The sequence below is a fragment of the Azoarcus taiwanensis genome (genome assembly GCF_012910885.1).
GTDB lineage: Bacteria > Pseudomonadota > Gammaproteobacteria > Burkholderiales > Rhodocyclaceae > Azoarcus_F > Azoarcus_F taiwanensis.
The window spans coordinates 17,541-42,639 of the sequence record NZ_WTVM01000018.1; the positions used below are offsets into that span (position 1 = coordinate 17,541).

Genomic DNA, 25,099 nt, shown 5'->3' on the forward strand with positions numbered 1-25,099 from the left:
AATCGAGCCCCCTGCGGGGCTCGTTCGATCACCACCCCGCAGATCAGAAGCGGTAATGCGAGAATGCCTTATTGGCCTCGGCCATCCGGTGAACCTCTTCGCGCTTCTTCATTGCTGAGCCGCGACCTTCGGCCGCCTCGAGCAACTCACCAGCCAGACGCTGCGCCATCGACTTTTCGGCGCGCTTGCGGGCAGCTTCGCGCAGCCAACGCATGGACAGCGCCATACGACGCGACGGCCGGACCTCAACAGGCACCTGGTAGTTGGCACCACCGACCCGACGGCTCTTCACCTCTACGACCGGCTTCACATTGCCAACCGCAGCGGAGAACACCTCGAGCGGATCCTTGCCAGCCTTGCCACTGATCTGGTCGAAGGCACCATACACGATGCGCTCAGCAACCGACTTCTTGCCGGACTGCATGATGACGTTGATAAACTTGGAGACATCCTGGGAACCGAACTTCGGATCAGGGAGAATCTCACGCTTGGGTACTTCGCGACGACGCGGCATGACTTACCTCTTGCTCGTATCTTTAAAACGTTAGGCCTGCTTGGGACGCTTGGCGCCGTACTTGGAACGGGCCTGCTTGCGGTCCTTGACACCCTGAAGATCGAGCGAACCGCGAACGATGTGATAACGCACACCAGGCAAATCTTTCACACGACCACCACGAATCAGCACGACCGAGTGCTCCTGGAGGTTGTGACCTTCACCGCCAATATAGGAGATGACCTCGAAACCGTTGGTCAGACGCACCTTGGCAACCTTACGAAGCGCGGAGTTCGGCTTCTTCGGGGTAGTGGTATAGACGCGAGTACAAACACCGCGCTTCTGCGGGCAAGCCTCGAGGGCCGGCACCTTGCTCTTGACCACAACTTTTTGCCGCGGCTTGCGGACCAGCTGATTGATAGTTGGCATAGCTAGAGAAATCCCAAATAACCCGAGGCAGCTCACGCTAGAGCTGCCCCGGCGGTTTTTTTCAGGCCTTGTCGGCCACGACACTGACTACGATTGGTCAGCCCGCATAAAGAGGCCGGATTTTACTCCGTCTCAACTGCGAACGTCAACCTGCCTGCACATCCTGTTCTGCGTCCACTCCCGCAGATTCCTCACTACCGCTCTCGATGCTCGCCCAGGCATGCTCACCGCCCATGTCTTCGCCTGCATTCTGGCTTCGACGGTTGCGGTGGTAAGCCATACCAGTACCTGCGGGGATGAGGCGACCGACGATGACGTTTTCCTTGAGACCACGGAGTTCGTCACGCTTGCCCATGATCGCTGCCTCGGTGAGAACGCGCGTGGTTTCCTGGAAAGACGCGGCAGAGATGAAGGAATCGGTCGACAGCGAAGCCTTGGTGATCCCGAGAAGTACGTTCTCGTAATCACACGGCAACTTGCCTTCGCGTTCCATCCGCTCGTTCTCCTCGAGTACGTCCGAACGCTCGACCTGCTCCTCGCGGATGAAGCGGGTGTCGCCTGGCTCGGTGATCACGACGCGACGCAGCATCTGTCGAACGATAACCTCGATGTGCTTGTCGTTGATCTTCACACCCTGGAGGCGATAGACGTCCTGCACCTCGTCGATGATGTAGCGAGCGAGCGCTGCAATACCCTGCAGACGGAGAATGTCGTGCGGATCAGCGGGACCGTCCACGATCGGCTCGCCCTTGTTGACCACCTGACCATCGTGGACCAGCAAATGCTTGTCCTTGGGAATCAGGAAGTCGTGAGCGTTGCCGTCGGGCTCTGTGATCACCAGGCGCTGTTTGCCCTTTGTGTCCTTACCGAACGACACGGTGCCGGTGTACTCGGCGAGCACGCCTGCATCCTTGGGGGCACGCGCTTCGAAGAGTTCGGCAACACGGGGCAGACCACCGGTGATGTCGCGGGTCTTGGCGGATTCCTGCGGGATACGCGCGAGCACGTCGCCGACGCTGACCTGCTGGCCGTCCTTCACCGTGATCAGCGAGCCGACCTGGAAGGTGATCGCCACCGAGTGCTCGGTGCCCGCGATACGCACTTCCTCGCCGGCTTCGTCGAGCAGCTTGACCTGCGGACGCAAGCCTTTCGTACCTGTGCTCGAACGACGCTTGGCATCGATGACGACCAGCGTCGACAGGCCGGTGACTTCGTCGATCTGCTTGGCGACGGTGACGCCTTCCTCGACGTTCTCGAACTTCACCGTACCGGCGTACTCGGTGATGATCGGACGGGTGTGCGGATCCCAGGCGGCAAGCTGTGTGCCTGCCTTGATCTGGCTGCCGTCATCGACAAACAGCACCGCACCGTAAGGCAGCTTGTGCCGCTCGCGCTCGCGACCGAGTTCGTCGGCCACCACGAGTTCGGCCGAACGCGCGATGATGACTTTCTCGCCCTTCGCGTTGGTCACGTAGCGCATGTTTCCGGCGAACCGGATCGTACCGGTTGATTTGGCCTCGACACCGCTGGCCGCTGCAGCTCGCGAAGCGGCGCCACCGACGTGGAAGGTACGCATCGTCAGCTGCGTGCCCGGCTCGCCGATCGACTGGGCGGCAATGACACCCACGGCTTCACCGACGTTCACCGTGCTGCCGCGACCCAGGTCGCGTCCATAGCACTTTGCGCAGATACCGAACCGGGTCTCGCAGGTCAGTGCGGTACGCACCTTGACCTCGTCGATGCCGAGGCTGTCGATCAGCTCGACCATGTCCTCGTTGAGCAGCGTGCCGGCTTCGATGACGGTTTCCTGGTTCTCCGGATTGACCACATCTTCAGCGCACACACGGCCAAGAATACGCTCGCGCAACGGCTCGACGACCTCGCCACCCTCGATCAGGGCCTTCATCGCGAAACCTTCGCGAGTGCCGCAATCATCCTCGGTGACCACAAGATCCTGCGTGACGTCGACGAGACGACGTGTCAGGTAACCGGAGTTCGCAGTCTTCAGCGCGGTATCCGCCAGACCCTTACGAGCACCGTGGGTCGAAATGAAGTACTGCAGAACGTTCAGGCCTTCGCGGAAGTTGGTGGTGATCGGCGTCTCGATGATCGAGCCGTCCGGCTTGGCCATCAGGCCACGCATACCAGCCAGCTGGCGGATCTGCGCGGCCGAACCGCGGGCCCCCGAGTCGGCCATCATGTAGATCGAGTTGAAGGACTCCTGCTTGACGGGATTTCCCTCACGATCGAGCACGTCTTCCTGACCGAGCTGGTCCATCATCGCCTTGGCAACCTGGTCACCGGCGCGGCCCCAGATATCGACGACTTTGTTGTAACGCTCGCCATCGGTCACGAGACCCGAGGTGTATTGCTCGGCGATCTCCTTGACTTCTGCCTCGGCGGCACCGATCAGCGTGCCCTTCTCGTTGGGGACGAGCATGTCCTTGACCGAGATCGAGATGCCGGCCTTGGTCGCAAGCCGGAAACCGAACTGCATCAGCTTGTCGGCGAAGACGACAGTCTCCTTCAGCCCGCAACGGCGGAAGCTCGCGTTGATGAGCTTGGAGATTTCCTTCTTCTTGAGCGGCTTGTTGATCGTCGAGAACGGCAGGCCCGCAGGGAGAATCTCGGACAGGATTGCACGACCGATGGTGGTATCGCAGCGCTCGAGACGATTGATACGCTCACCTTCCGGACCGAATTCGACGGTCGCGATCCGCACCGATATACGCGCATGCAGCGACGCCTGGCCAGATTCGTATGCGCGCCGCACCTCGGCGACGTCGGCGAAGCGCATCCCCTCGCCGAGCGCGTTCACCGCTTCCCGGGTCGCGTAGTACAGGCCGAGAACGATGTCCTGGGACGGGACGATGATCGGTTCGCCGTTAGCGGGCGAGAGCACGTTGTTGGACGCGAGCATCAGCGTACGCGCTTCCATTTGCGCTTCGAGCGACAGCGGCACGTGGACGGCCATCTGGTCACCGTCGAAGTCGGCGTTGAACGCGACGCAGACCAACGGATGGAGCTGGATCGCCTTACCTTCGATCAGTACCGGCTCGAAGGCCTGGATACCGAGACGGTGCAGTGTCGGGGCACGGTTGAGCATCACCGGGTGTTCGCGGATCACCTCTTCGAGGATATCCCACACCACCGGCTCCTGGTTCTCGACCATCTTCTTCGCCTGCTTGATCGTCGTGGCCAGACCACGAAGCTCGAGCTTGTTGAAGATGAACGGCTTGAACAGTTCCAGGGCCATCAGCTTCGGCAGACCGCACTGGTGCAGCTTGAGAGTCGGACCAACGACGATGACCGAACGGCCGGAGTAGTCCACCCGTTTGCCGAGCAGGTTCTGACGGAAACGACCACCCTTGCCCTTGATCATGTCGGCCAGCGATTTGAGCGGGCGCTTGTTGGCGCCGGTCATCGCCTTCCCGCGACGACCGTTGTCGAGCAGCGAGTCAACGGCTTCCTGCAGCATGCGCTTTTCGTTGCGCACGATGATTTCCGGCGCCTTCAGCTCGAGCAGGCGCTTGAGTCGGTTGTTACGGTTGATTACGCGACGGTAGAGGTCGTTAAGATCGGAGGTCGCGAAACGACCGCCGTCCAGCGGCACCAGCGGACGCAGGTCCGGCGGCAGCACAGGCAGCACCTCAAGGATCATCCACTCCGGCTTGATGCCGGAGGACTGGAAGGCTTCGAGGACCTTCAGGCGCTTTGAGAATTTCTTGACCTTGGCTTCCGAGCCGGTGGTTTCCAGCTCACCGCGCAGCTTTTCGACCTCCAGGTTCAGGTCGAGCGAACGCAGAAGCGCACGAATACCCTCGGCACCCATCAGGGCGTCGAAATCGTCGCCGTATTCCTCGACCTTGGCGAGGTAGTCGTCTTCGGTGAGCAGCTGGCCGCGGGTAAGCGGCGTCAGGCCGGGCTCGACAACAACGAAGGCTTCGAAATACAACACGCGCTCGATGTCGCGAAGCGTCATGTCGAGAACCATGCCGAGACGGCTCGGCAAGCTCTTCAGGAACCAGATATGAGCGACCGGACTGGCCAGTTCGATATGGCCCATCCGTTCGCGACGGACCTTGGACAAGGTGACTTCGACGCCGCACTTTTCGCAGATCACGCCACGGTGCTTCAGACGCTTGTACTTGCCGCACAAGCACTCATAGTCCTTGACCGGGCCGAAGATCTTGGCGCAGAACAGGCCGTCGCGCTCCGGCTTGAAGGTGCGGTAGTTGATGGTCTCGGGCTTCTTGACTTCACCGTAGGACCAGGAGCGGATCTTGTCCGGCGAGGCGAGGCCGACCGTGATCGCGTCGAACTCTTCCTCGTTCGGCAGGGTTTGCTTGAACAGGTCAGCGAGCAGGCTTTTCATGTTTCGTACTCCATCCGGGGTAGGCTGTGAGGGCTTGTGACCCGGTTCAATATCTGTCCAAATCGATGTCGATCGCGAGCGAGCGGATTTCCTTCACCAACACGTTGAAGGATTCCGGCATGCCGGCATCGATCTTGTGCTCGCCTTTGACGATGTTCTCGTAGACCTTGGTCCGGCCGGTGACATCGTCCGACTTGACGGTGAGCATTTCCTGCAGCGTGTACGCGGCGCCATAGGCTTCGAGCGCCCAGACTTCCATCTCGCCGAAGCGCTGACCACCGAACTGCGCCTTGCCGCCCAGGGGCTGCTGCGTAACCAGCGAGTAAGGGCCAGTGGAACGAGCGTGCATCTTGTCGTCGACGAGGTGGTGAAGCTTCAGCACATGCTTGTAGCCCACGGTCACCTTGCGATCGAAAGCGTCCCCGGTGCGACCATCGTACAGGGTGACCTGACCGCTGGTGTCAAGACCGGCAAGCTGGAACATCGCTTCGATCTCGGACTCCTTGGCGCCGTCAAACACCGGCGTCGCGAAGGGCACGCCCTTGCGCAGGTTGCTCGCCAGCTCCACGATTTCAGCATCGTTCAGCGCGTCGAGCTCCTCCGGCTTGCCTTCACGGTTGTAGAGCGCATCCAGGAACTCACGCACTTCGGTCGCAGAGGCATTGCGACGCAACATGTCGTCGATACGCTGGCCGAGAGCCTTGGCGGCCCGCCCGAGGTGGGTTTCGAGGATCTGGCCGATGTTCATCCGCGACGGCACGCCCAGCGGGTTCAGCGCGATGTCGACCGGGGTGCCATCTTCCATGTAGGGCATGTCCTCAACCGGGACGATGCGCGAGACCACGCCCTTGTTACCGTGGCGTCCGGCCATCTTGTCGCCGGGCTGGAGGCGACGCTTGACCGCGAGGTGAACCTTGACCATTTTCTGCGCACCCGGAGGCAACTCGTCGCCCTGGGTCAGCTTCTTCTTCTTGATTTCGAACGCGAGTTCGAAGTCCTTGCGGGTCTTTTCCAGGCCCTCACGGATCGCCTCGAGCTGAGCAGCGAGCTCCTCGTCGGCCATGCGGATATCGAACCAGTGGTAGGGCTCGAGCGAGTCTAGATAGGCCTCGCTGACCTCGCTCCCCTTCGCCAGCTTGCGCGGACCGCCATTGACCTTCTGGCCGGTGATGAGACGACGGATACGATCGAAGGCATCGCGCTCGACGATACGCATCTGGTCGGCCAGATCGGTCTTGAAGCTGCGCAGCATGTCGTCGATGATCGACTGTGCACGCTTGTCGCGCTCGATGCCCTCACGGGTGAACACCTGCACGTCAATGACGGTGCCGTTCATGCCCGACGGAACGCGGAGGGACGTGTCCTTCACGTCCGAGGCCTTCTCGCCAAAGATCGCGCGAAGCAGCTTCTCTTCCGGCGTCAGCTGGGTTTCGCCCTTCGGCGTGACCTTTCCGACGAGGACGTCACCGGCCTCGACTTCGGCGCCGATGTAAACAATGCCCGACTCGTCGAGACGGGACATCTGGGCTTCGCCAAGTGAAGCGATGTCTCGCGTGATTTCCTCGGGCCCGAGCTTGGTATCGCGCGCGACGACGGTCAACTCTTCAATGTGAATCGAAGTGAAGCGGTCGTCAGCGACCACACGCTCCGAGATCAGGATCGAATCCTCGAAGTTGTAGCCGTTCCACGGCATAAACGCGACCAGCATGTTCTGACCGACGGCCAGCTCGCCGAGATCGGTCGACGCGCCGTCGGCCACCACATCGCCCTTGGCAATGACATCGCCGACCTTGACGATCGGACGCTGGTTGATGTTGGTGTTCTGGTTCGAACGGGTGTACTTGATGAGATTATAGATGTCGACACCCACCTCACCGGCGAGGGTTTCGGCATCGTGCACGCGCACTACGATACGGTTGGCATCGACATAATCCACTACGCCACCGCGCAAGGCTTGCACCGCGGTGCCCGAGTCGACCGCCACGGTGCGCTCGATGCCGGTGCCAACCAGCGGCTTCTCGGGCCGCAAGCAGGGAACCGCCTGACGCTGCATGTTCGCGCCCATCAGCGCGCGGTTCGCATCGTCATGCTCAAGGAAGGGGATGAGCGAAGCGGCAACCGAAACGATCTGCCCTGGCGCAACGTCCATGTACTGAATCTGTTCAGTCGAAGACAGGGTGAACTCACCCTGAAAACGGCACGACACCAGATCACCCAGCAAACGGCCTTCTGTATCGACCTCGGCATTCGCCTGAGCGATCACGAAGCGCCCTTCTTCGATCGCGGACAGATAGTCGACCTGGTCAGTTACCTTGCCATCGACGACACGCCGATACGGGGTCTCGAGGAAGCCATAGCGGTTTGTCCGTGCATACACCGCGAGCGAGTTGATCAGGCCAATGTTCGGACCTTCAGGCGTCTCGATCGGGCACACGCGACCGTAGTGCGTCGGGTGCACGTCGCGCACCTCGAAGCCTGCGCGTTCGCGTGTCAGACCGCCCGGTCCGAGCGCGGAGACGCGGCGCTTGTGGGTGATCTCCGACAGCGGGTTGGTCTGGTCCATGAACTGCGACAGTTGCGAGGAACCAAAGAACTCCTTGATTGCGGCCGAAATCGGCTTGGCGTTGATCAGATCGTGCGGCATGAGGTTGTCGGACTCCGCCTGACTCAGGCGCTCCTTCACTGCACGTTCGACACGCACCAGACCAGCGCGGAACTGGTTCTCGGCAAGTTCACCCACCGAACGGACGCGACGGTTGCCGAGGTGGTCGATGTCGTCGATTTCGCCGCGGCCATTGCGCAGTTCCACGAGAATGCCGATCACCGCGAGAATGTCTTCGTTCGAGAGCGTGCCGGCGCCTTCTTCGGTGCGCGATCCGACCCGCTCGTAGAAGCGCTGCAGCCAGCCCGGCGCGCGCTCGTCGATGACCTCGGGGAAGGCGCGGCGATTGAACTTCATGCGCCCAACGCCCGAAAGGTCGTAGCGCTCTTCGGAATAGAACAGCCCTTGGAACAGCGCTTCGACCGCATCTTCGGTCGGCGGCTCACCCGGGCGCATCATGCGATAGATCGCGACGCGTGCCGCCCACTGATCGGCGGTTTCGTCGATGCGCAAAGTCTGGGAGATGTAGCCACCACGATCGAGATCGTTGATGTATAGCGTCGGCACCTCGCTCACTCCAGCGACCCGCAGCTTGGCCAGCAGATCCTCGGTGATCTCGTCGTTGGCCCGCGCGACGATTTCGCCGGTCTCGCCATCAACCAGGTCGCAAGCGACAACACGTCCAAGGAGGAAGTCCTCCGGCACGGTAATCCGCTCGATTCCGGCCTTGTCGAGGTCGCGGATGTGCTTGGCGGTGATCCGCTTCTCGCGGGTCACGATCAGGTTGCCATCCGGCCCGGCGATGTCGAAACGCGCCACCTCGCCGCGGAGACGCTCTGGCACGAGGGCAAACTCGATCTCTTCGCCCTGCAAACGGAAGGTGTCGAAGTCGTGGAACGCTTCGAGGATTTCCTCGGCATTCATGCCGATCGCGCGCAACAACACGGTCACCGGCATCTTGCGACGACGGTCGACGCGGAAGAACAGGCAGTCCTTGGGATCGAACTCGAAATCGAGCCACGAGCCACGATACGGAATTATGCGTGCCGAAAACAACAGCTTTCCGGACGAGTGCGTCTTGCCACGGTCGTGATCGAAGAACACGCCCGGCGAACGGTGCAGCTGAGACACAATGACCCGCTCGGTACCGTTGATGACAAACGAGCCGGTCGTCGTCATGAGCGGAATCTCGCCCATGTAGACCTCCTGCTCCTTCACCTCCTTGATGGTCTCCTTGGGCGCATCGCGATCGAGGATGACCAGGCGCACGCGGGCCCGGAGGGGAGCAGCATAGGTCAGGCCGCGCTGCTGACACTCCTTGACGTCGAAGGCGGGCTCGCCCAACATGTACTGGACGAACTCGAGGCGCGCATTGCCGCTGTGGCTGACGATCGGAAAGATCGACGTGAAGGCAGCCTGCAGGCCTTCGTTGGCCCGCTGCTCCGCAGGCAGGTCGGCCTGCAGGAAGGAAACGAAGGAGTCGATCTGCGTGGCGAGCAGGAAAGGGACGTCCCGCGCAGAACTGCGCTTGGCAAAACTTTTGCGGATACGTTTCTTTTCGGTGTAGGAATACGCCATGGGTGCTCCGGCTAGAGGTCAGACGTCAAAGAGACAGAACGCAACACTCGAAGGCCGTGTTCTGGTGAGAACACGTTCGGTGCGCTCCGTTCTGCCTTCTCGGCAAATACAAAGCACGAAAGGGCTGGCGCCCTAAAAGGTCGCCAGCCCCGCGGTTCAAAGCAGGTTTACTTGATTTCAACCTTGGCGCCGGCAGCCTCGAGATCTTTCTTGAGCGCCTCAGCGTCGGCCTTGGAAACACCTTCCTTGACCGGCTTCGGTGCGCCGTCGACCAGATCCTTGGCTTCCTTGAGGCCCAGGCCGGTAGCAGCACGGACGACCTTGATCGCTTCAACCTTCTTCTCGCCAGCGGCGACGAGGATCACGTCGAACTCGGTCTTCTCTTCTTCAGCGGCAGCAGCGCCGGCACCAGCGGCCGGAGCGGCCACGGCAACCGCGGCGGCAGCGGCGGACACGCCGAACTTCTCTTCCATGTCCTTGATGAGCTCGGACAGCTCGAGGACGGTCATGCTACCGATTGCTTCCAGAATTTCAGCTTTGGACAGAGCCATTTTCTACTCCTGATTCATATTGGCGAGCCCACGCGGGACCCGCCTGGATAATTACGCAGTCTCTCGCGAATCGCGCAGGGCAGCGACGGTGCGCACGAACTTGCCCGGAACCTCGTTGAGGGTCTGGACGAATTTCGCGACCGGCGCTTGCATCGTTCCCAACAGCTTGGCAAGCAGTTCCTCACGGCTCGGCATCGACGCCAACGCCTTGACGCCAGCGGCGTCCATGACGTAACCAGGCATCGCACCGCCCTTGATGGCGAGCTTGTCGTTGGTCTTGGCAAAATCCTGCAGCACCTTGGCTGCGGCCACCGGATCCTTGGAAATTCCGTAGATCAGCGGACCGACCATGTGCTGGGCCAGACCTTCGAACGACGTGCCTTCTACAGCACGACGAACCAGGGTGTTTTTGAGAACGCGCAGATAGACACCGGACTGACGCGCCTGAGCGCGCAGAGCGGTGATTTGCCCGACTTCGAGACCACGGTACTCAGCGACGATCACCGATTGTGCGTCCGCGAGTTCGGCGGATACTTCGGCGACAACTGCCTTCTTGTCGTCAAGATTGAGACCCAAGGTCATCTCCCTTTAGTAAAACGTCCGTTCCGAGCGCTAGCAGAGAAGCGGACAACCAAGGCGACCGTCGTCAGGAGCTTGGCGCCGGACGGAGCCGGACGCCGTAAATCCTGGTTCGGGTTACGCCATCTGCGTTGGGCTGAAGTACTACTCAGATTAAGAGCACGTTGTCTTGCGGCAACCCTGCTCCCCAACGGTCTTTGACAACCTGCCGCCCAGCCTGCGGACGACAGCCCAAAGTCCAAAGAGGTGGCTATTCGCCACCCCGAATAATCAAACAGCCGAAACGCTGGTCGGCTCGACCTTCACACCAGCACCCATGGTGCTCGAAACCGCGATACGACGCAGGTAGAGACCCTTGGACGAGGCCGGTTTGGCCTTCACCAACGCATCAACCAGCGCCGCTGCGTTCTGCTGCAGCGCCTCGACCGGGAAGGAGGCGCGTCCGATCGTGGCATGGATGATGCCCGCCTTGTCGGTGCGGTACTGAACCTGACCGGCCTTGGCATTCTTGACCGCCGTCTCGACGTCCATGGTCACGGTCCCGACCTTGGGATTCGGCATCAGGCCACGCGGACCGAGGATCTGGCCCAGCTGACCCACCACACGCATGGCGTCGGGGGTGGCGATACACAGGTCGAAGTTGATGTTGCCGGCCTTCACGTCGGCTGCGAGGTCATCGAACCCGACGACATCTGCACCAGCGGCCTTGGCCACCTCAGCCTTCTCGCCCTGAGCGAACACCGCAACGCGCACGGTCTTGCCTGTACCTGCAGGCAGCACGACCGAGCCGCGAACGAGCTGGTCCGACTTACGGGCGTCGATGCCGAGGTTGATCGAGATATCGATAGATTCGTCGAACTTGGCAGTGGCGCACTCTTTGACGAGAGCCAGCGCCTCGGAGACCGGGAAGACCTTGTTGCGGTCGACTTTGGCGCGCAGCGCCTGAATACGCTTGGAAACCTTCGCCATGATCAGAGACCCTCCACCGTGATGCCCATACTGCGGGCAGAACCGGCGATGGTGCGCACCGCCGCCTCCATGTCAGCCGCCGTAAGATCCGGCATCTTGGTCTTGGCGATCTCCTCGACCTGAGCACGCGTGAGGCTGCCGACCTTGTCGGTATGCGGCTTCGGCGAACCCTTGGTGATCTTTGCCGCCTTCTTGATGAGGATCGCCGCAGGCGGCGTCTTCATGATGAAGGTGAAGCTCTTGTCCGCGAACGCGGTGATGACGACCGGGATCGGCAGACCCGGCTCGAGACCCTGCGTCTTGGCGTTGAACGCCTTGCAGAACTCCATGATGTTCAGGCCGCGCTGACCCAACGCCGGACCGATCGGGGGGCTGGGGTTGGCCTTGCCGGCCGGCACCTGCAGCTTGATGTAGCCGATGATTTTCTTTGCCATTTAGGCGATCTCCAAATAACGAGTGCAATCGCGCCGCTCGCAGGCGACGCTCCTCAATGCCGACTCGCGTCGGCTCGCGGCCAAGGCCGCGCGCTCAGGTTTTCTCGACCTGACCGAAATCCAGTTCGACAGGCGTCGCGCGACCGAAAATGGTCACCGACACCCGCAGCTTGCTCTTTTCGTAGTTCACATCTTCCACGGATCCGTGGAAGTCGGTGAAAGGGCCTTCCTTGACACGCACGACCTCGCCAAGTTCCCACAGCACCTTCGGACGGGGCTTTTCGACGCCCTCCTGAATCTGGTGCATGATCTTGTCGACCTCCTTCTGGGAGATCGGTGTCGGCTTGTTGGCGGAACCGCCCACGAAACCGGTGACCTTCGGTGTCGACTTGACCAGGTGCCACGACTCGTCGTTCATATCCATCTCGACGAGCACGTAACCAGGGAAAAACTTGCGTTCGGTGATGCTCTTCTGACCACCGCGCATTTCCACGACCTCTTCCACCGGGACGAGAATCTGGCCGAAGGAGTCCTGCATGCCGGCGCGCGCGATGCGCTCGACCAATGCACGCTGCACGGATTTCTCGAAACCCGAGTAGGCATGGACGACATACCAACGCTTCGTCATGTCCTTATCTCCAACCCAGAATGAGATCGTAAAGCACCCACTCGAGGCTCTTATCGGTCAGCCAGAGGAAGATGGCAATAACAACGACGAACGCGAAAACCATCCCGGTAGACTGAACCGTTTCCTTTCGGGTCGGCCAGACAACCTTCTTGGTTTCTACGATCGCTTCGCGGGCAAACGCCACGAACCGCTGACCGAGCTCTGTCTGCCAGCCCACCGCAACACCGGCACCAAGACCGACGAGCACAGAGAGCACACGCACGACCAGTGCCATGTCGGAAAGAATGTAGAAGCCGGCAATACCGGCCCCAATAAGGGCGAGTGCCAGTACCAGCTTGATCTTATCGGCCATGGATTCGTTGCTATGAGGAAAAATGGCAGGGGCAGAGGGAATCGAACCCCCAACCTTCGGTTTTGGAGACCGACGCTCTGCCAGTTGAGCTATACCCCTGCAGCAGAGACTACTTCGGAAGATCTAGGCGCCGCGACCCGAAGGCGAACCTTCGGGTCGCTGCGACAGTTCTTCCGATGAAGCTTATTCGACGATCTTCGCCACCACGCCGGCGCCGACGGTACGGCCACCTTCGCGGATCGCGAAGCGCAGGCCCTCTTCCATCGCGATCGGAGCAATCAGCTTGACCGTCATCGACACGTTGTCACCCGGCATCACCATCTCGGTGCCTTCCGGCAGCACGATCGAACCAGTCACGTCGGTCGTACGGAAATAGAACTGCGGACGGTAGTTGTTGAAGAACGGCGTGTGACGACCACCCTCTTCCTTCGACAGCACATACACCTCACCGGTAAAGTGGGTGTGCGGCTTGATCGAACCCGGCTTGCACAGCACCTGACCACGCTCGACTTCCTCACGCTTGGTGCCGCGCAGCAGCACGCCAACGTTGTCGCCAGCCTGACCCTGATCGAGCAGCTTGCGGAACATCTCCACGCCCGTGCAGGTGGTCTTGGTGGTCGCCTTGATGCCGACGATTTCAATTTCGTCACCAACCTTCACGATCCCACGCTCGACACGACCGGTCACCACGGTACCGCGACCGGAGATCGAGAACACGTCTTCGATCGGCAGCAGGAAGGGCTTGTCGATCGCACGCTCGGGCGTCGGGATGTAGGAGTCCAGCGCAGCGGCCAGCTCCATGATCGCCGGCTCACCGATCGGCGACTGGTCGCCTTCGAGTGCCTTGAGCGCAGAACCCTTGACGATCGGAATGTCGTCGCCCGGAAAGTCGTACTTGGACAGCAGCTCGCGCACTTCCATTTCGACCAGCTCGAGCAGCTCTTCGTCGTCGACCATGTCGCACTTGTTCAGGAAAACGATGATGTACGGCACACCGACCTGACGGGCCAGCAGGATGTGCTCGCGGGTCTGCGGCATCGGACCATCAGCGGCCGAGCACACCAGAATCGCGCCATCCATCTGCGCCGCACCGGTAATCATGTTCTTGACGTAGTCCGCGTGACCCGGGCAGTCAACGTGCGCGTAGTGACGACCTTCCGTCTCGTACTCGACGTGCGCGGTGTTGATCGTGATGCCGCGCGCCTTCTCTTCCGGCGCCGCGTCGATCTGGTCGTAACCCTTGGCTTCGCCACCGAACTTCTTCGACAGAATCGTGGTGATCGCCGCGGTCAGCGTCGTCTTGCCATGGTCAACGTGGCCAATCGTGCCAACGTTCACGTGCGGCTTCGTCCGCTCAAACTTGCCTTTAGCCATCTTGGAACCCCTAGTTCAGTTTCAGTAAATCCGGATCAAAGTCACTTCGACAGTCGCGCAGCGGACCAAAGAGAGTGGTGCCCATGACGTGGATTGAACACGTGGCCTCTCCCTTACCAAGGGAGTGCTCTACCACTGAGCTACATGGGCACGAAAAATCTTCAGCACCTTGCCTGGAGCGGGTGAAGGGAATCGAACCCTCGTCGTAAGCTTGGAAGGCTTCTGCTCTACCATTGAGCTACACCCGCGTACAACGCAGACGACCCGCAACACGCCACACCGCGACCGGCAAACTAGCCGACTCGCTCGCGAAGCTTGGTGGAGGGGGAAGGATTCGAACCTTCGAAGGCTGAGCCGGCAGATTTACAGTCTGCTCCCGTTGACCGCTTGGGTACCCCTCCAAGCGAGAAGCGCCGCACTATAGAGGAGCACAGGCCGGATGTCAAACTTTTTGTCGGATGTGATTGTGGCGAATCGACAGGTGGCCGTCAGATCGGGCACTTTCAACCGGTTCAGGGTATCCATGTATTTGATGCGGCTTCTGTTTTGATTAGGCTCGAAGTTGCGAACGCGGTCCGGGCCACGCGACTGCGTTTGGGCTCACGGGCAGTTGCATCGCCGGCGGACTTCACCCACAAGGCGCGGTTGGCCGATACCTCACCAACGCTTCACAGGAGGTTGGTTCATGTCTGATTCTGTAGCGAAGACTGCTGAGGCACCCGCCGCAGTCAGCCTCGAGGACAAGTATCTTGTTTCCGGCCGGGTGTTCCTGAGTGGTTATCAGGCGCTGGTGCGGCTGCTGATGATCCAGCGCGAGCGGGATCGGGCCGAGGGCCTCGACACCGCGGGATTCGTATCCGGCTATCGCGGATCCCCGCTTGGCGGGCTTGACCAGACGCTTTGGAAAGCGCGCGAGCATCTGGCGGACCACGACATCGTTTTCCAGCCAGGCGTCAACGAGGATCTCGCCGCGACGGCGGTATGGGGATCCCAGCAGGTGAACCTTTCGCCGCAGGCGCGACACGAAGGTGTGTTTGCGATGTGGTACGGCAAAGGCCCTGGAGTGGACCGCTGCGGCGACGTGTTCCGCCACGGCAATGCCGCTGGAAGCTCCCGACATGGCGGTGTGCTCGTGGTGGCCGGCGACGATCACGCGGCAAAATCGTCCACCCTGCCGCACCAGACCGATCACTTCTTCAAGTCGATGATGATGCCGGTGCTGGCGCCTGCCGGCGTGCAGGAATACATCGACCTCGGGGTGCACGGCTATGCACTGTCGCGCTACTCGGGCTGCTGGGTCGCATTCAAGGCACTCGCGGACACGGTCGAGACATCAGCATCGGTGGACGTCGATCCGCAGCGGGTGGAAGTGGTCATACCGAACGATTTCGCATTACCCAAGGGCGGACTCAATCTTCGCTGGCCGGACCCACCGCTGGTACAGGAGCGACGACTGCTGCACTACAAGCTATACGCGGCCCTGGCCTATTGTCGTGCGAACCGGCTCAACCGCATCGTCATCGACTCGCCGCAACCCAGGCTCGGCATTATCACTTCAGGGAAGTCCTACCTCGACGTGAGGCAGGCATTCGACGACCTCGGCATCGACGACGCCCTCGCCGCCGAGATCGGCATACGACTCTACAAGGTCGGTATGGTCTGGCCTCTCGAGGCCGATGGCGTAAGACACTTTGCCGAAGGGCTCGACGAAATTCTGGTGGTCGAGGAAAAGCGCCAATTGCTCGAGTACCAGCTCAAGGAAGAGCTCTACAACTGGCGTGAGGACGTGCGCCCTCGGGTCGTCGGCAAGTTCGACGAGAAGGGCGAATGGGCGCGGATCATCCAGGTGGACGGGACGGTGGACCACGGCCAGTGGCTGTTGCCGGCTGCCGGCGAACTGACGCCGGCAATGATTGCGCGCGTCATCGCCGAACGCGTGGGACGATTCTTCACCTCCGAAACCATCAAGGACCGCCTGGCGTTTCTCGAGGCCAAGGAAGAGGCGCTCGCCCAACGCACCATCGCCATCGACCGAGTACCAACCTTTTGTTCGGGCTGTCCGCACAACACGTCGACCCATGTACCCGAGGGCAGCCGGGCACTCGCCGGCATAGGCTGTCACTACATGGTGACCTGGATGCCCGAACGGCGTACCGGCACCTTCACCCAGATGGGCGGTGAAGGCGTACCCTGGGTCGGTCAGGCGCCCTTTACCAGTGAGCAGCACATTTTCGCCAATCTGGGCGATGGCACCTACTTCCACTCGGGACTGCTCGCGATCCGCCAGGCTGTGTCCGCGGGCGTCAATATCACCTACAAGATCCTCTTCAACGACGCGGTCGCGATGACCGGCGGCCAGCCGGTCGATGGCATCCTGACTGTGCCTCGAATCGTTCAGCAACTGCAGGCAGAGGGAGTGAGCAACATCGTCGTCGTCACCGACGGTACCGAGCGACACTACGGGCCGGCGGACATCCCTCATATACCAATACGGCACCGGGACGAACTGGACGCCATTCAGCGCGACCTGCGGGCCTCACCGGGGGTCACCGCGCTGATCTACGACCAGACATGCGCAGCCGAGAAGCGCCGGCGCCGCAAGCGAGGCCTGTTCCCGGATCCGGCCCGTCGCGTGTTCATCAACGAAGCGGTGTGCGAAGGCTGCGGGGATTGCGGCCGGGTCAGCAACTGCATGTCGATACTGCCCGTCGAGACCGAATTCGGTCGCAAGCGCCAGATCGACCAGTCCTCGTGCAACAAGGACTACTCCTGCCTGAACGGTTTCTGCCCGAGCTTCGTCACGATCGAAGGTGGCACGGTGCGCAAGGGACAGGCGCTCGCGGCTGACGAGTCGATGTTCGACGACCTGCCAATGCCCGAGCTCCCGGCCACGCGACAGCCGTTCGGCATCCTGGTGACCGGGGTCGGCGGTACCGGCGTGGTGACCATCGGCGCGCTGATCGGGATGGCAGCCCACCTGGACGGCAAGGGTGTGACGGTGCTCGACATGACCGGTCTGGCGCAAAAGGGCGGTTCGGTCTTCAGTCATATCCGGCTTGCCGATGACCCGCAGGACCTGCATGCGGTGCGCATTGCCGCCGGCGAAGCGGACGCGGTCATCGGCGGCGATGTGGTCGTGACCGCAAGCACCGACGCGCTCGCCAAGATGGCAGCAGGTCGCACCCGGGTGGTTGTCAACTGCGCGGAAACGCCCACATCCGAATTCACTCGCAACCCCGACTGGCAGTTCCCGCTCGACAGGATGCTGAGCGGCATTCGCGAAGCGGTCGCCAGCGATGGCTCAGCCACGGGCCTCGACACGCTCGACGCCCAGCACCTGGCGACACGTCTCATGGGGGACGCCATCACCACCAATCTCTTCCTGCTCGGTTTCGCCTGGCAGCGCGGCATGGTCCCGGTGAGTCACGACGCACTGATGCGCGCGATAGAACTTAACGGGGTTGCCATCGAGACCAATCGCAAAGCCTTTCTCTGGGGGCGCCGCGCCGCTCACCGTCTGGAGGCGGTCGAACGGTTCGCCAGCCCGGCCGAGGTTGTCTCGATCAAGGTGCACTCGCTCGACGAGACCATCGAGAGGCGAGTCGCAGCGCTCACAGCCTATCAGGACGAACGCTACGCAGTCCGCTACCGCAATCTGGTCGAAAAGGTTCGCGAGGCCGAATTGCGCGTCACCGGCGACCCCAGATCGACACGCCTGGGCACCGCGGTCGCGCGCAATCTGTTCAGACTGATGGCTTACAAGGACGAGTACGAAGTCGGCCGCCTCTTCAGCGACCCGGCTTTCTGGAAGCAACTCGAAGACGTCTTCGACGGCGACTACGAAGTGCGCTTCCACCTCGCGCCGCCGTTCCTTTCCCGACCAGACCCACTCACCGGGCGCATTCCGAAGCGGGTTTATGGGCCCTGGATGCGCCGTGTGTTCGGCCTGCTGGCCCGAATGAAGCACCTGCGCGGCACGCGCTGGGATATCTTCGGGCGTACTGACGAGCGCCGCATGGAGAGGGCGCTGATCGCGCAGTACGAGAACGACATAGCCGAACTGCTAGAAGGGCTGAGTTTTCTGCGCCTGCCGCTGGCAGTCGACATCGCCACCTGGCCAGACGCTGTGCGGGGCTTCGGGCCGATCAAGCTGCGCAGCCATCAACGAGCCGAGCAATCTCGGCAAAAGCTGCTGGAGCGCTGGCGGGAGGACACCACGCCTGCCGCCGGTGCCGGGCGCCGATCGGCCTGACGAACGCGGAGCCCGTTTAGGTCGCCATGGCAAAGAAAAACCGGCGGTGAACCACCCCGACACATGCCGGCAGAGGTATCGTTTACCGCTCGAGAACACTCTGCCGAATACCCGGTGACCCATCAGGAACATCCGCCAGTCGACCAGCCCGTGCCACGCGACCGCCTGCCCGCGCTGGCCAAGGCCGCCGCCGCACAGGCCGGCGGCTGGGCGCTTGCACTGCTACTCGCCCGAACCGGCCTTGTTTCACATGACGTCTGGGCTGTGGTCGGCACACAAGCCTTATGTGCCGCCGCAATAGCGTGGTCGCTGCGCAGTGACATCTGGTGGGTTGCGATCCACCTCCTCTTCTCGCCACTGTTGTTCGCGGCAAGATCATTGGCGCTTGCACCTGCCTGGTATCTCGGCGGCTTCGTCGCGCTCGGCCTCATCTATTGGAGCAGTTTCCGTACCGGCGTCCCCCTGTTTCTCAGCAATCGCGAAACGGCAGAAGCGGTGGCAGAGTTGCTGCCACAACAAAGGGGTGCCAGTCTGCTGGACATCGGCAGCGGTACCGGAGCCCTGCTTCTACCCTTGGCCGAGCTGCGTCCGGACGCCCGCCTGGTCGGCATCGAATCCGCTCCGGCGCCCTTCCTGATCGCACGTCTTCTGGCCCGTTCGCGCAGGGCGCTGTGCGTGCAACGGGGTGATTTCTTCCGCCATTCATGGGCGGAGTACGACATCATCTATGCATTCCTTTCGCCGGTGCCGATGACCGAGGTCGGCAAGAAGGCGCGCCGCGAACTCAAACCCGGCGCCCTGTTGGTCAGTAACAGCTTCGAGGTGCCGGGTTGGCGACCGGAACGAATCGTGGAAGTTGGAGACAAACGCGGCACGCGCCTGTTTGTCTACACTGTAGATCGGGCACAAGAAAGAAGCGGGGCCAAGTCGGTCGAATAGCTGTGGTAAACGCTGTGTGTTCCCTCGATTCGCCGCCGCCCCACCACGCATAATTCCGCTCCATCGGCAAACCAATCAGGCGTTCCAGGAATCGATGCCATGGCTGAAATCATCTGCGTCATTGGAAACAAGGGCGGCACCGGTAAGACCACCCTGTCCCACATGCTCTGCCAGGGCTTGGGGCTGCTTGGCCACCGCTCTGCGTGCATACTCACCGACACCAGTCGAGAACCGCTCCACCCTGAGGGCCGTCGCTACATCACGGCCGACGCCCGCACGCGCGAATCGCTCACGCGAGTCGTCGACAAGCTACGAACGCTCGAGAACTGGATCGGCGTCATCGACGGCGGCGGCAACCGAACCGAAATGGACCGCAAGCTCTACGCCTTGTCGGATATCGTACTGCTACCGTTTCGCGAGTCGCATGAGGATATCCGGACGGTCATCCGCGATCTTGAGATGTTCCCGCGGGCCTATGCGGTTCCGACGCAGTGGCCGACCAACCCCTGGCAGCGTGAGAACGCCGACCGCACTGTCGGCCGCATGATGCGTCCGTACAGCCACCGCATTCTCAAACCCGTCAATGCCTTGTCGGCAAGCAAGCTGCTGCTGCACAAGAACGTGCCCGAACAATTGCCGACACCGCTGGCCAACGCCTGCCGTGCCGTTGCTCGGCAGATTCTAGAAGTACTTGAGATTGAGTTTCAGGACACGATGGACGAGCCTGAGAGCCCGGTGACGGACATGCGCCTGGGCGCCGAAGACATGCCGCTGCGTTTCTCCGTCGGCGCCAGGTCGGACTGAAATGCAGGGCGCGCTTACGGACGACTGTTGCGTCGCGAGATCAACACCAGAGCCTGGGCACGGTTACGCACATTCATTGCACGGAAGATTGCGGACATGTGCACCTTGATCGTCCCTTCCGACAGGCCGAGCAGTTCGGCTATCTCGCGATTCGTCTTCCCCTGACCGAGCAGCTCCGCCACTCTGCATTGAGCGGCGGTCAGGCCGAACCGCTCGGCGAGAGACCCGCCGCTGCGCGCCGCGCCCGCGGCGACCCGGGGCTCACCGTCAGGGAAATAGACGCCACCATCAAGTACATTGCGAACCGCGTCACGCAGCACTTCACCGCTGCGCGCCTTGGACACGAAACCCGAGGCTCCGGCACGCATCGCGCGGCGAACCGACGCTTGATCGTCGAAGGCGGAAACAACGACCGCCGGCACATCCGGGAAGCGCTTGGCCATGATGCCAAGCAGGGATATCCCATTCAGATCAGGGAGCATGAGATCGACTACTGCCAGATCCCAGTCGTCGTGCTGTTCCAGCATCGCAATGGCCTGCTCGGAACATGCCGCCTCGACACACTCCAGCCCAGGCTCCAGGCGGGCGAGAGTCTGCGACATCGCCTCCCGTACAAGCGCATGATCCTCGACAATGAGTATTCTCGTCACACCGTACCTCGAACGTTGGCCACCGGCCGGTCAATGCCCGGAGCATAGCATGCATGTTGCTGATTGCATCCTGCGGCAAATCCGGTATGTTGCAGCGAGTATCATATATACCGAACACTTCGAATGCACCCCGATCTCTCCGTTCTGCACCGACTGTGCCGCATGAGAAAGGAACGGAAGCAGGCCCCCTCGCTTCGATCCGGCGAACTCTGCGCGCGCCCCGACACGGGCACGGGCGTGGGCATCGACTGCCGAAACTCCCACGAGCTGCAAGCGTTCTGAGCAACCCATGCGACACCCGGGCGGTCATCTTCTCCTGCTGCTGCTCTCGCTTCTGATCTCGCTCGCCCCGGTGGCCGCAGCCGAAACCGCGTCGAAGGCCGGCGCAGCCGTTGAGGTCCTGATCGTCCCAAGCGAACGTGGCGGCGCCTACGAGGAGACCATCGACATACTGCTGACCGAACTCGGGGGGCTTCAGCCTTCACCAAGCATCGAAGTGCGGCAATGGGACGAGGCCGTTCCGGCCGCCACAACACGCGTGATTGTCACCATCGGCGCAAAAGCCGCCGCCGAGGTCGGGACGGGAGCAGAAGCCTCCGTGGTGGTCAACACCTTGCTACCGAGCCACAGTTTCGCGCAGATTCACAGCGGTCGCAGCGCTGACGAAATGAAGCGCATCACCGCGGTCTTTCTCGATCAGCCCGTGCGCAGACAAATCGCCCTGCTGCGCGAGGCGCTGCCCGACTGGACGAACCTCGCTCTGATCAGCGGGCCGACCACTCGTGAACTGAGCATGGCGATCGAGACCGAGGCCAGGCAATCGGGCCTTTCGGTGCGACGCAGCGACATCAACTCAGACCGAGAGTTGTTCCGCGCGCTTCAACAGACCCTCGAGAGTCCGGCACTGCTGATCGCGGTTCCGGACCGCGACCTGTACAACAGCAGGACGATACAGAACATTCTCCTGACGTCCTATCGCCGCAACTCGCCCCTCGTCGGCTTTTCAGCGGCCTATGTGCGCGCGGGCGCGCTGCTTGCCGTCTATTCCCATCCGGCCCAAGTCGCCGCTCAAGCGGCCGAGGCGGTGGCCGCAGTCTTGCATGGCAATGCCATGCCGCCGCCCCGTTATCCCGTTGCCTTCGAAGTCGACATCAACCAGACGGTAGCCCGCTCGCTCGGGATTCGACTGAACTCGGCCAGAGTGATCGAGGCCAGGCTCCGATTGCTCGAAGGGGGGGGCGAGCGTGACTGAAAACTGGGGCATTCGCGCCCGCGTGATACTTGTCGCGGTGCTTCCAACGCTGGTGCTTGCAGTTCTGCTGACCGGCTTCTACGCCACTGTTCGCCTGGCAGACCTGGAGGAAAGCTACTACAACCGTGGCAGCGCGTTTACCCGGCAGCTGACAGCCGCAAGTGAATACGCGGTATTTTCCGGCAACCGGGACGCATTGCAGCAACTGACCAATGCACTGCTCGAGGAAGAGGGCGTTCTGGGTGTTTCAGTCTTCGACCGGTTCGGCGACACCCTTGCACAGAGCGGCACACTCGAAGTGTCGGCCACGCTAACACTCCTGCCAGACCTTTCCGCTGCACAGAGGCACGGTGACGTGCTTCGTATTTCCGAGCCGATTCAACCCGGTCGCATCGATATCGGCGATGAGTTCATGGCGATATCGATCGACTCGGATCCGGATGGCGGCCCCACCTCGCTCGGTTACATCGTGCTTGACCTGTCACTTGCGCGTCTGGACGCACAGCGAACCGAACTGCTTGCCACCGGCGCGGCCACTGTCGCCGCCGTCCTGCTCGCTGCGCTGATGCTGGCGGTCAGAATGAGTCGCGATGTGAGCGGTCCGATCAGACGAGTTGCGAGGACGGTAAGCAGTATCGGAAAGGGACGTTTCGAAGACCGCGTTCCAATCGTCGGTGGCGGCAGCCTGCGGACGCTCGCCGAAGGGGTCAATGAGATGGCCAGTGAGCTCTCGGCCATGCATCAGCAGATGAGTCAACGCATTGCCGAGGCAACCGCCGAGCTCCGTGCGCGCAAGGAAGAAGCCGAATTCGCGAACATGGCCAAGTCACGTTTTCTCGCCGCAGCCAGCCACGATTTGCGCCAGCCGATGCACGCCCTCGGCTTGTTCATCGCCGAGCTCGGTCAGCACCAACTCGCCCCCCAGACGCGCCAGCTCCTTGATCAGATCGCCGCGTCGGCAACGGCAATGGAAACGCTGATGGACGGACTGCTCGACATCTCGAAGCTGGATGCCGGCGTGCTGAAACCGTCCATCCGCAGCTTCTCGCTACAACCCTTGCTCGAACGAATTGCCGGATTGCAGCAAAAAATCGCCTCCGAGCACGGGGTCACCCTGCGCTTTAGGACGATCGACTGCCAAGTCAGCAGCGACCCGATGCTGATCGAGCGCATTATCGTGAATCTTGTCAGCAACGCCATTCATCACGGAGACGGCGGGCGAGTACTGGTCGCCTGCCGACGCCGCGGGGACAGCGTTGTCATCGAAGTGCGCGACAATGGACCGGGTATCGCGCCAGAGTCCCAAGGCATCGTCTTTCAGGAGTTCGTGCAACTGCGCAACCCAGGGCGTGCCCGCGACCAGGGGCTCGGCCTCGGCCTCGCGATCGTGCGTCGGCTGAGCGATCTACTCCAACTGCAGTTGGCGTTGCGATCAACCCCTGGACGGGGCGCAGTCTTCTCAATCGCCCTTCCGCTTTCGCATGACAGCAGTGAAACCGCATCGCAGCAGCCCGACGATCGCGAACCTGGCGACCTCGAAGGGGTTCGGGTGGCATTGATCGAGGACGACCCGCTGGTACTGGCCGCAATGGAAAGCCTGCTCAGCAGTTGGGGATGCATCGTGCACATGGGAACCAACCTGGAAGACCTCCTCGCCGACCTGCCCACCGATGAAGCACCACAGATCATTGTCAGCGACTACCGGCTTGGCGAAGGCTCCGGAGTGGAAGCGGTGGCCGCCTTGCGCTCCCGTTTCGGGAATGAACTGCCCGCCGCCCTGGTCAGCGGCGACACCGCACCGGAAGTGCTCGCGCGTTGCCAGGAGGCGGGCCTTCCGCTGTTGCACAAACCGGTTCGCCCCGCGCGCCTGCGAGCCTTTCTCAGCCGCAGCATCAACCGCAGTGACTCATCCCACCCTTGATCACCCCGCATGAACTCGGATTCCTGCACTGGATGGGCCATGGCAAACGGGCGAGCCCGCTACGCGCTCAACCGCGGCTTCCAGGATCATGGGATCGATACCTGCATTGAGAATGATGGGGTACTATCGGGATACAGGATGTAGCCGGAGACCTACGATGTCCGAAGAGCATAGCGCCCAGGATCCACTCGAGTTCGTGAGCAAAATGTGGAACAGCATGGGCTTTCCACTACCCGGGATGGTGACACCCACTCTGGATATCGACGAGCTCGACAAGCGCATTCAGGATCTCAAGGCAGTCGAACACTGGCTCAAGATGAATCTGAACATGTTGCAGATGACGACCCAGGGTCTCGAGATGCAGCGTGCCGCCCTTGCTGCGGTGAAGGCGATGAGCGAGCAGGCGAGCGAACACCGTGGCGCACCCGGTGCGCAGGATGGCGACGCCAACCCGTTTGCCGCTGCTGCTGCAATGTGGCCCTGGAGCTTCATGGGCACTCCGCACGCCGAGCCGGCTGAGCAGGCCAGCAGCAAGCCCGATGAGAAGCCGAAACCCAAAGGCCGCAGCGGCGCGACTTCGCGCAGCGCAAGCAGCAGCAAGACGCGTGGCAAGAGCTGATACGGAGAGGTTTCAGATAACCTGAAGCCACAGCGCGATTGTCGGCATCGCAAGCAAGGTGGTGACCGAGATCAGCCAGGCCACGCCTGGTCCGTCACCACCCATGCGCATCGCGAGGATGTAGGCGGAACTTGCCGACGGCAAGGCCGCGAAAAGAATCAAGAGCTCGAACATCATGCCGTCCAGGCCAAGCTGGCGGCCGAGCAGCCAGGCAATCGCTGGCAGCAACATGAGCTTGACCACCACGATCCACCCGGCGCCTGCCCAGGATCCTTCTATCCGCCCCCAGCGCAACGCC

Annotated in this window: 19 protein-coding genes and 4 tRNA genes; 6 read left to right on the forward strand and 17 right to left on the reverse strand. The window is 61.7% G+C overall.

Annotated features, from left to right (window positions below):
• Positions 1 to 43: 43 nt before the first annotated feature.
• The 15 genes from rpsG to GPA21_RS04780 all read right to left on the reverse strand — a co-directional run bounded on the left by rpsG (position 44) and on the right by GPA21_RS04780 (position 14,765).
• The gene (gene rpsG, locus GPA21_RS04710) at positions 44 to 514 is read right to left on the reverse strand and encodes a 30S ribosomal protein S7 (protein WP_168987063.1); all 471 of its coding nucleotides are present in this window, start codon (positions 512 to 514) and stop codon (positions 44 to 46) included.
• Between the two features lie 30 nt (positions 515 to 544).
• On the reverse strand, positions 545 to 922 hold the full coding sequence (gene rpsL / locus GPA21_RS04715) for a 30S ribosomal protein S12 (protein WP_168987064.1): 378 nt from the start codon (positions 920 to 922) through the stop codon (positions 545 to 547).
• Positions 923 to 1,067: 145 nt separating this feature from the next.
• Entirely contained in the window at positions 1,068 to 5,297 is a 4,230-nt protein-coding gene (gene rpoC / locus GPA21_RS04720; RefSeq protein WP_168987065.1) for a DNA-directed RNA polymerase subunit beta', read from the reverse strand.
• A 46-nt stretch (positions 5,298 to 5,343) separates the two neighbouring features.
• Positions 5,344 to 9,477 (reverse strand): DNA-directed RNA polymerase subunit beta, encoded by a 4,134-nt coding sequence (gene rpoB, locus GPA21_RS04725; protein WP_168987066.1) that lies wholly within the window; start codon positions 9,475 to 9,477, stop codon positions 5,344 to 5,346.
• A 167-nt stretch (positions 9,478 to 9,644) separates the two neighbouring features.
• Positions 9,645 to 10,028, reverse strand: coding sequence for a 50S ribosomal protein L7/L12 (gene rplL, locus GPA21_RS04730; protein WP_168987067.1), 384 nt, complete (start codon positions 10,026 to 10,028; stop codon positions 9,645 to 9,647).
• Positions 10,029 to 10,079: 51 nt separating this feature from the next.
• Positions 10,080 to 10,604, reverse strand: a complete 525-nt coding sequence (gene rplJ, locus GPA21_RS04735; protein WP_168987068.1) for a 50S ribosomal protein L10 — start codon at positions 10,602 to 10,604, stop codon at positions 10,080 to 10,082.
• A 273-nt stretch (positions 10,605 to 10,877) separates the two neighbouring features.
• Positions 10,878 to 11,576, reverse strand: a complete 699-nt coding sequence (gene rplA, locus GPA21_RS04740; RefSeq protein WP_168987069.1) for a 50S ribosomal protein L1 — start codon at positions 11,574 to 11,576, stop codon at positions 10,878 to 10,880.
• A gap of 2 nt (positions 11,577 to 11,578) precedes the next feature.
• A complete protein-coding gene (gene rplK, locus GPA21_RS04745) occupies positions 11,579 to 12,010 on the reverse strand; it encodes a 50S ribosomal protein L11 (RefSeq protein WP_168987070.1) in 432 nt (143 codons plus the stop codon).
• 94 nt (positions 12,011 to 12,104) lie between these two features.
• Complete coding sequence (nusG, locus tag GPA21_RS04750) at positions 12,105 to 12,638, reverse strand: transcription termination/antitermination protein NusG (protein WP_168987071.1); 534 nt, start codon at positions 12,636 to 12,638, stop codon at positions 12,105 to 12,107.
• A 4-nt stretch (positions 12,639 to 12,642) separates the two neighbouring features.
• Positions 12,643 to 12,990, reverse strand: a complete 348-nt coding sequence (gene secE, locus GPA21_RS04755; protein WP_168987072.1) for a preprotein translocase subunit SecE — start codon at positions 12,988 to 12,990, stop codon at positions 12,643 to 12,645.
• 23 nt (positions 12,991 to 13,013) lie between these two features.
• A tRNA-Trp gene (locus GPA21_RS04760) sits at positions 13,014 to 13,089 on the reverse strand.
• 84 nt (positions 13,090 to 13,173) lie between these two features.
• Entirely contained in the window at positions 13,174 to 14,364 is a 1,191-nt protein-coding gene (gene tuf, locus GPA21_RS04765; protein WP_168987073.1) for an elongation factor Tu, read from the reverse strand.
• 75 nt (positions 14,365 to 14,439) lie between these two features.
• Positions 14,440 to 14,514: transfer RNA gene (locus GPA21_RS04770), tRNA-Thr, on the reverse strand.
• 24 nt (positions 14,515 to 14,538) lie between these two features.
• Positions 14,539 to 14,612, reverse strand: a tRNA-Gly gene (locus tag GPA21_RS04775).
• Positions 14,613 to 14,680: 68 nt separating this feature from the next.
• Positions 14,681 to 14,765 (reverse strand) — tRNA-Tyr (locus GPA21_RS04780).
• Positions 14,766 to 15,049: 284 nt separating this feature from the next.
• Here GPA21_RS04780 and GPA21_RS04785 point away from each other — a divergent pair.
• The 3 genes from GPA21_RS04785 (at position 15,050) to GPA21_RS04795 (ending at position 20,359) form a co-directional block, all read left to right on the forward strand.
• Positions 15,050 to 18,616: an indolepyruvate ferredoxin oxidoreductase family protein gene (locus GPA21_RS04785; protein ID WP_168987074.1), complete on the forward strand. Its 3,567-nt coding sequence runs from the start codon at positions 15,050 to 15,052 to the stop codon at positions 18,614 to 18,616.
• 114 nt (positions 18,617 to 18,730) lie between these two features.
• Positions 18,731 to 19,555 (forward strand): class I SAM-dependent methyltransferase, encoded by an 825-nt coding sequence (locus GPA21_RS04790; protein WP_339379821.1) that lies wholly within the window; start codon positions 18,731 to 18,733, stop codon positions 19,553 to 19,555.
• Between the two features lie 99 nt (positions 19,556 to 19,654).
• Entirely contained in the window at positions 19,655 to 20,359 is a 705-nt protein-coding gene (locus GPA21_RS04795; RefSeq protein ID WP_168987075.1) for a nucleotide-binding protein, read from the forward strand.
• A gap of 14 nt (positions 20,360 to 20,373) precedes the next feature.
• Here GPA21_RS04795 and GPA21_RS04800 read toward each other — a convergent pair whose 3' ends face one another.
• Positions 20,374 to 21,009 (reverse strand): response regulator, encoded by a 636-nt coding sequence (locus GPA21_RS04800; protein ID WP_168987076.1) that lies wholly within the window; start codon positions 21,007 to 21,009, stop codon positions 20,374 to 20,376.
• Positions 21,010 to 21,298: 289 nt separating this feature from the next.
• Here GPA21_RS04800 and GPA21_RS04805 point away from each other — a divergent pair, with 289 nt between their 5' ends.
• The 3 genes from GPA21_RS04805 to GPA21_RS04815 all read left to right on the forward strand — a co-directional run bounded on the left by GPA21_RS04805 (position 21,299) and on the right by GPA21_RS04815 (position 24,801).
• The gene (locus GPA21_RS04805; RefSeq protein WP_168987077.1) at positions 21,299 to 22,261 is read left to right on the forward strand and encodes an ABC transporter substrate-binding protein; all 963 of its coding nucleotides are present in this window, start codon (positions 21,299 to 21,301) and stop codon (positions 22,259 to 22,261) included.
• A complete protein-coding gene (locus tag GPA21_RS04810; RefSeq protein WP_168987078.1) occupies positions 22,254 to 24,182 on the forward strand; it encodes an ATP-binding protein in 1,929 nt (642 codons plus the stop codon). Before GPA21_RS04805 ends, GPA21_RS04810 begins: the two co-directional genes overlap by 8 nt.
• A gap of 157 nt (positions 24,183 to 24,339) precedes the next feature.
• On the forward strand, positions 24,340 to 24,801 hold the full coding sequence (locus tag GPA21_RS04815) for a PhaM family polyhydroxyalkanoate granule multifunctional regulatory protein (protein WP_168987079.1): 462 nt from the start codon (positions 24,340 to 24,342) through the stop codon (positions 24,799 to 24,801).
• Between the two features lie 12 nt (positions 24,802 to 24,813).
• Here the strand turns inward: GPA21_RS04815 and GPA21_RS04820 are convergent.
• On the reverse strand, positions 24,814 to 25,099 hold a 286-nt coding region (locus GPA21_RS04820; protein WP_211163419.1), incomplete at its 5' end, for an AEC family transporter.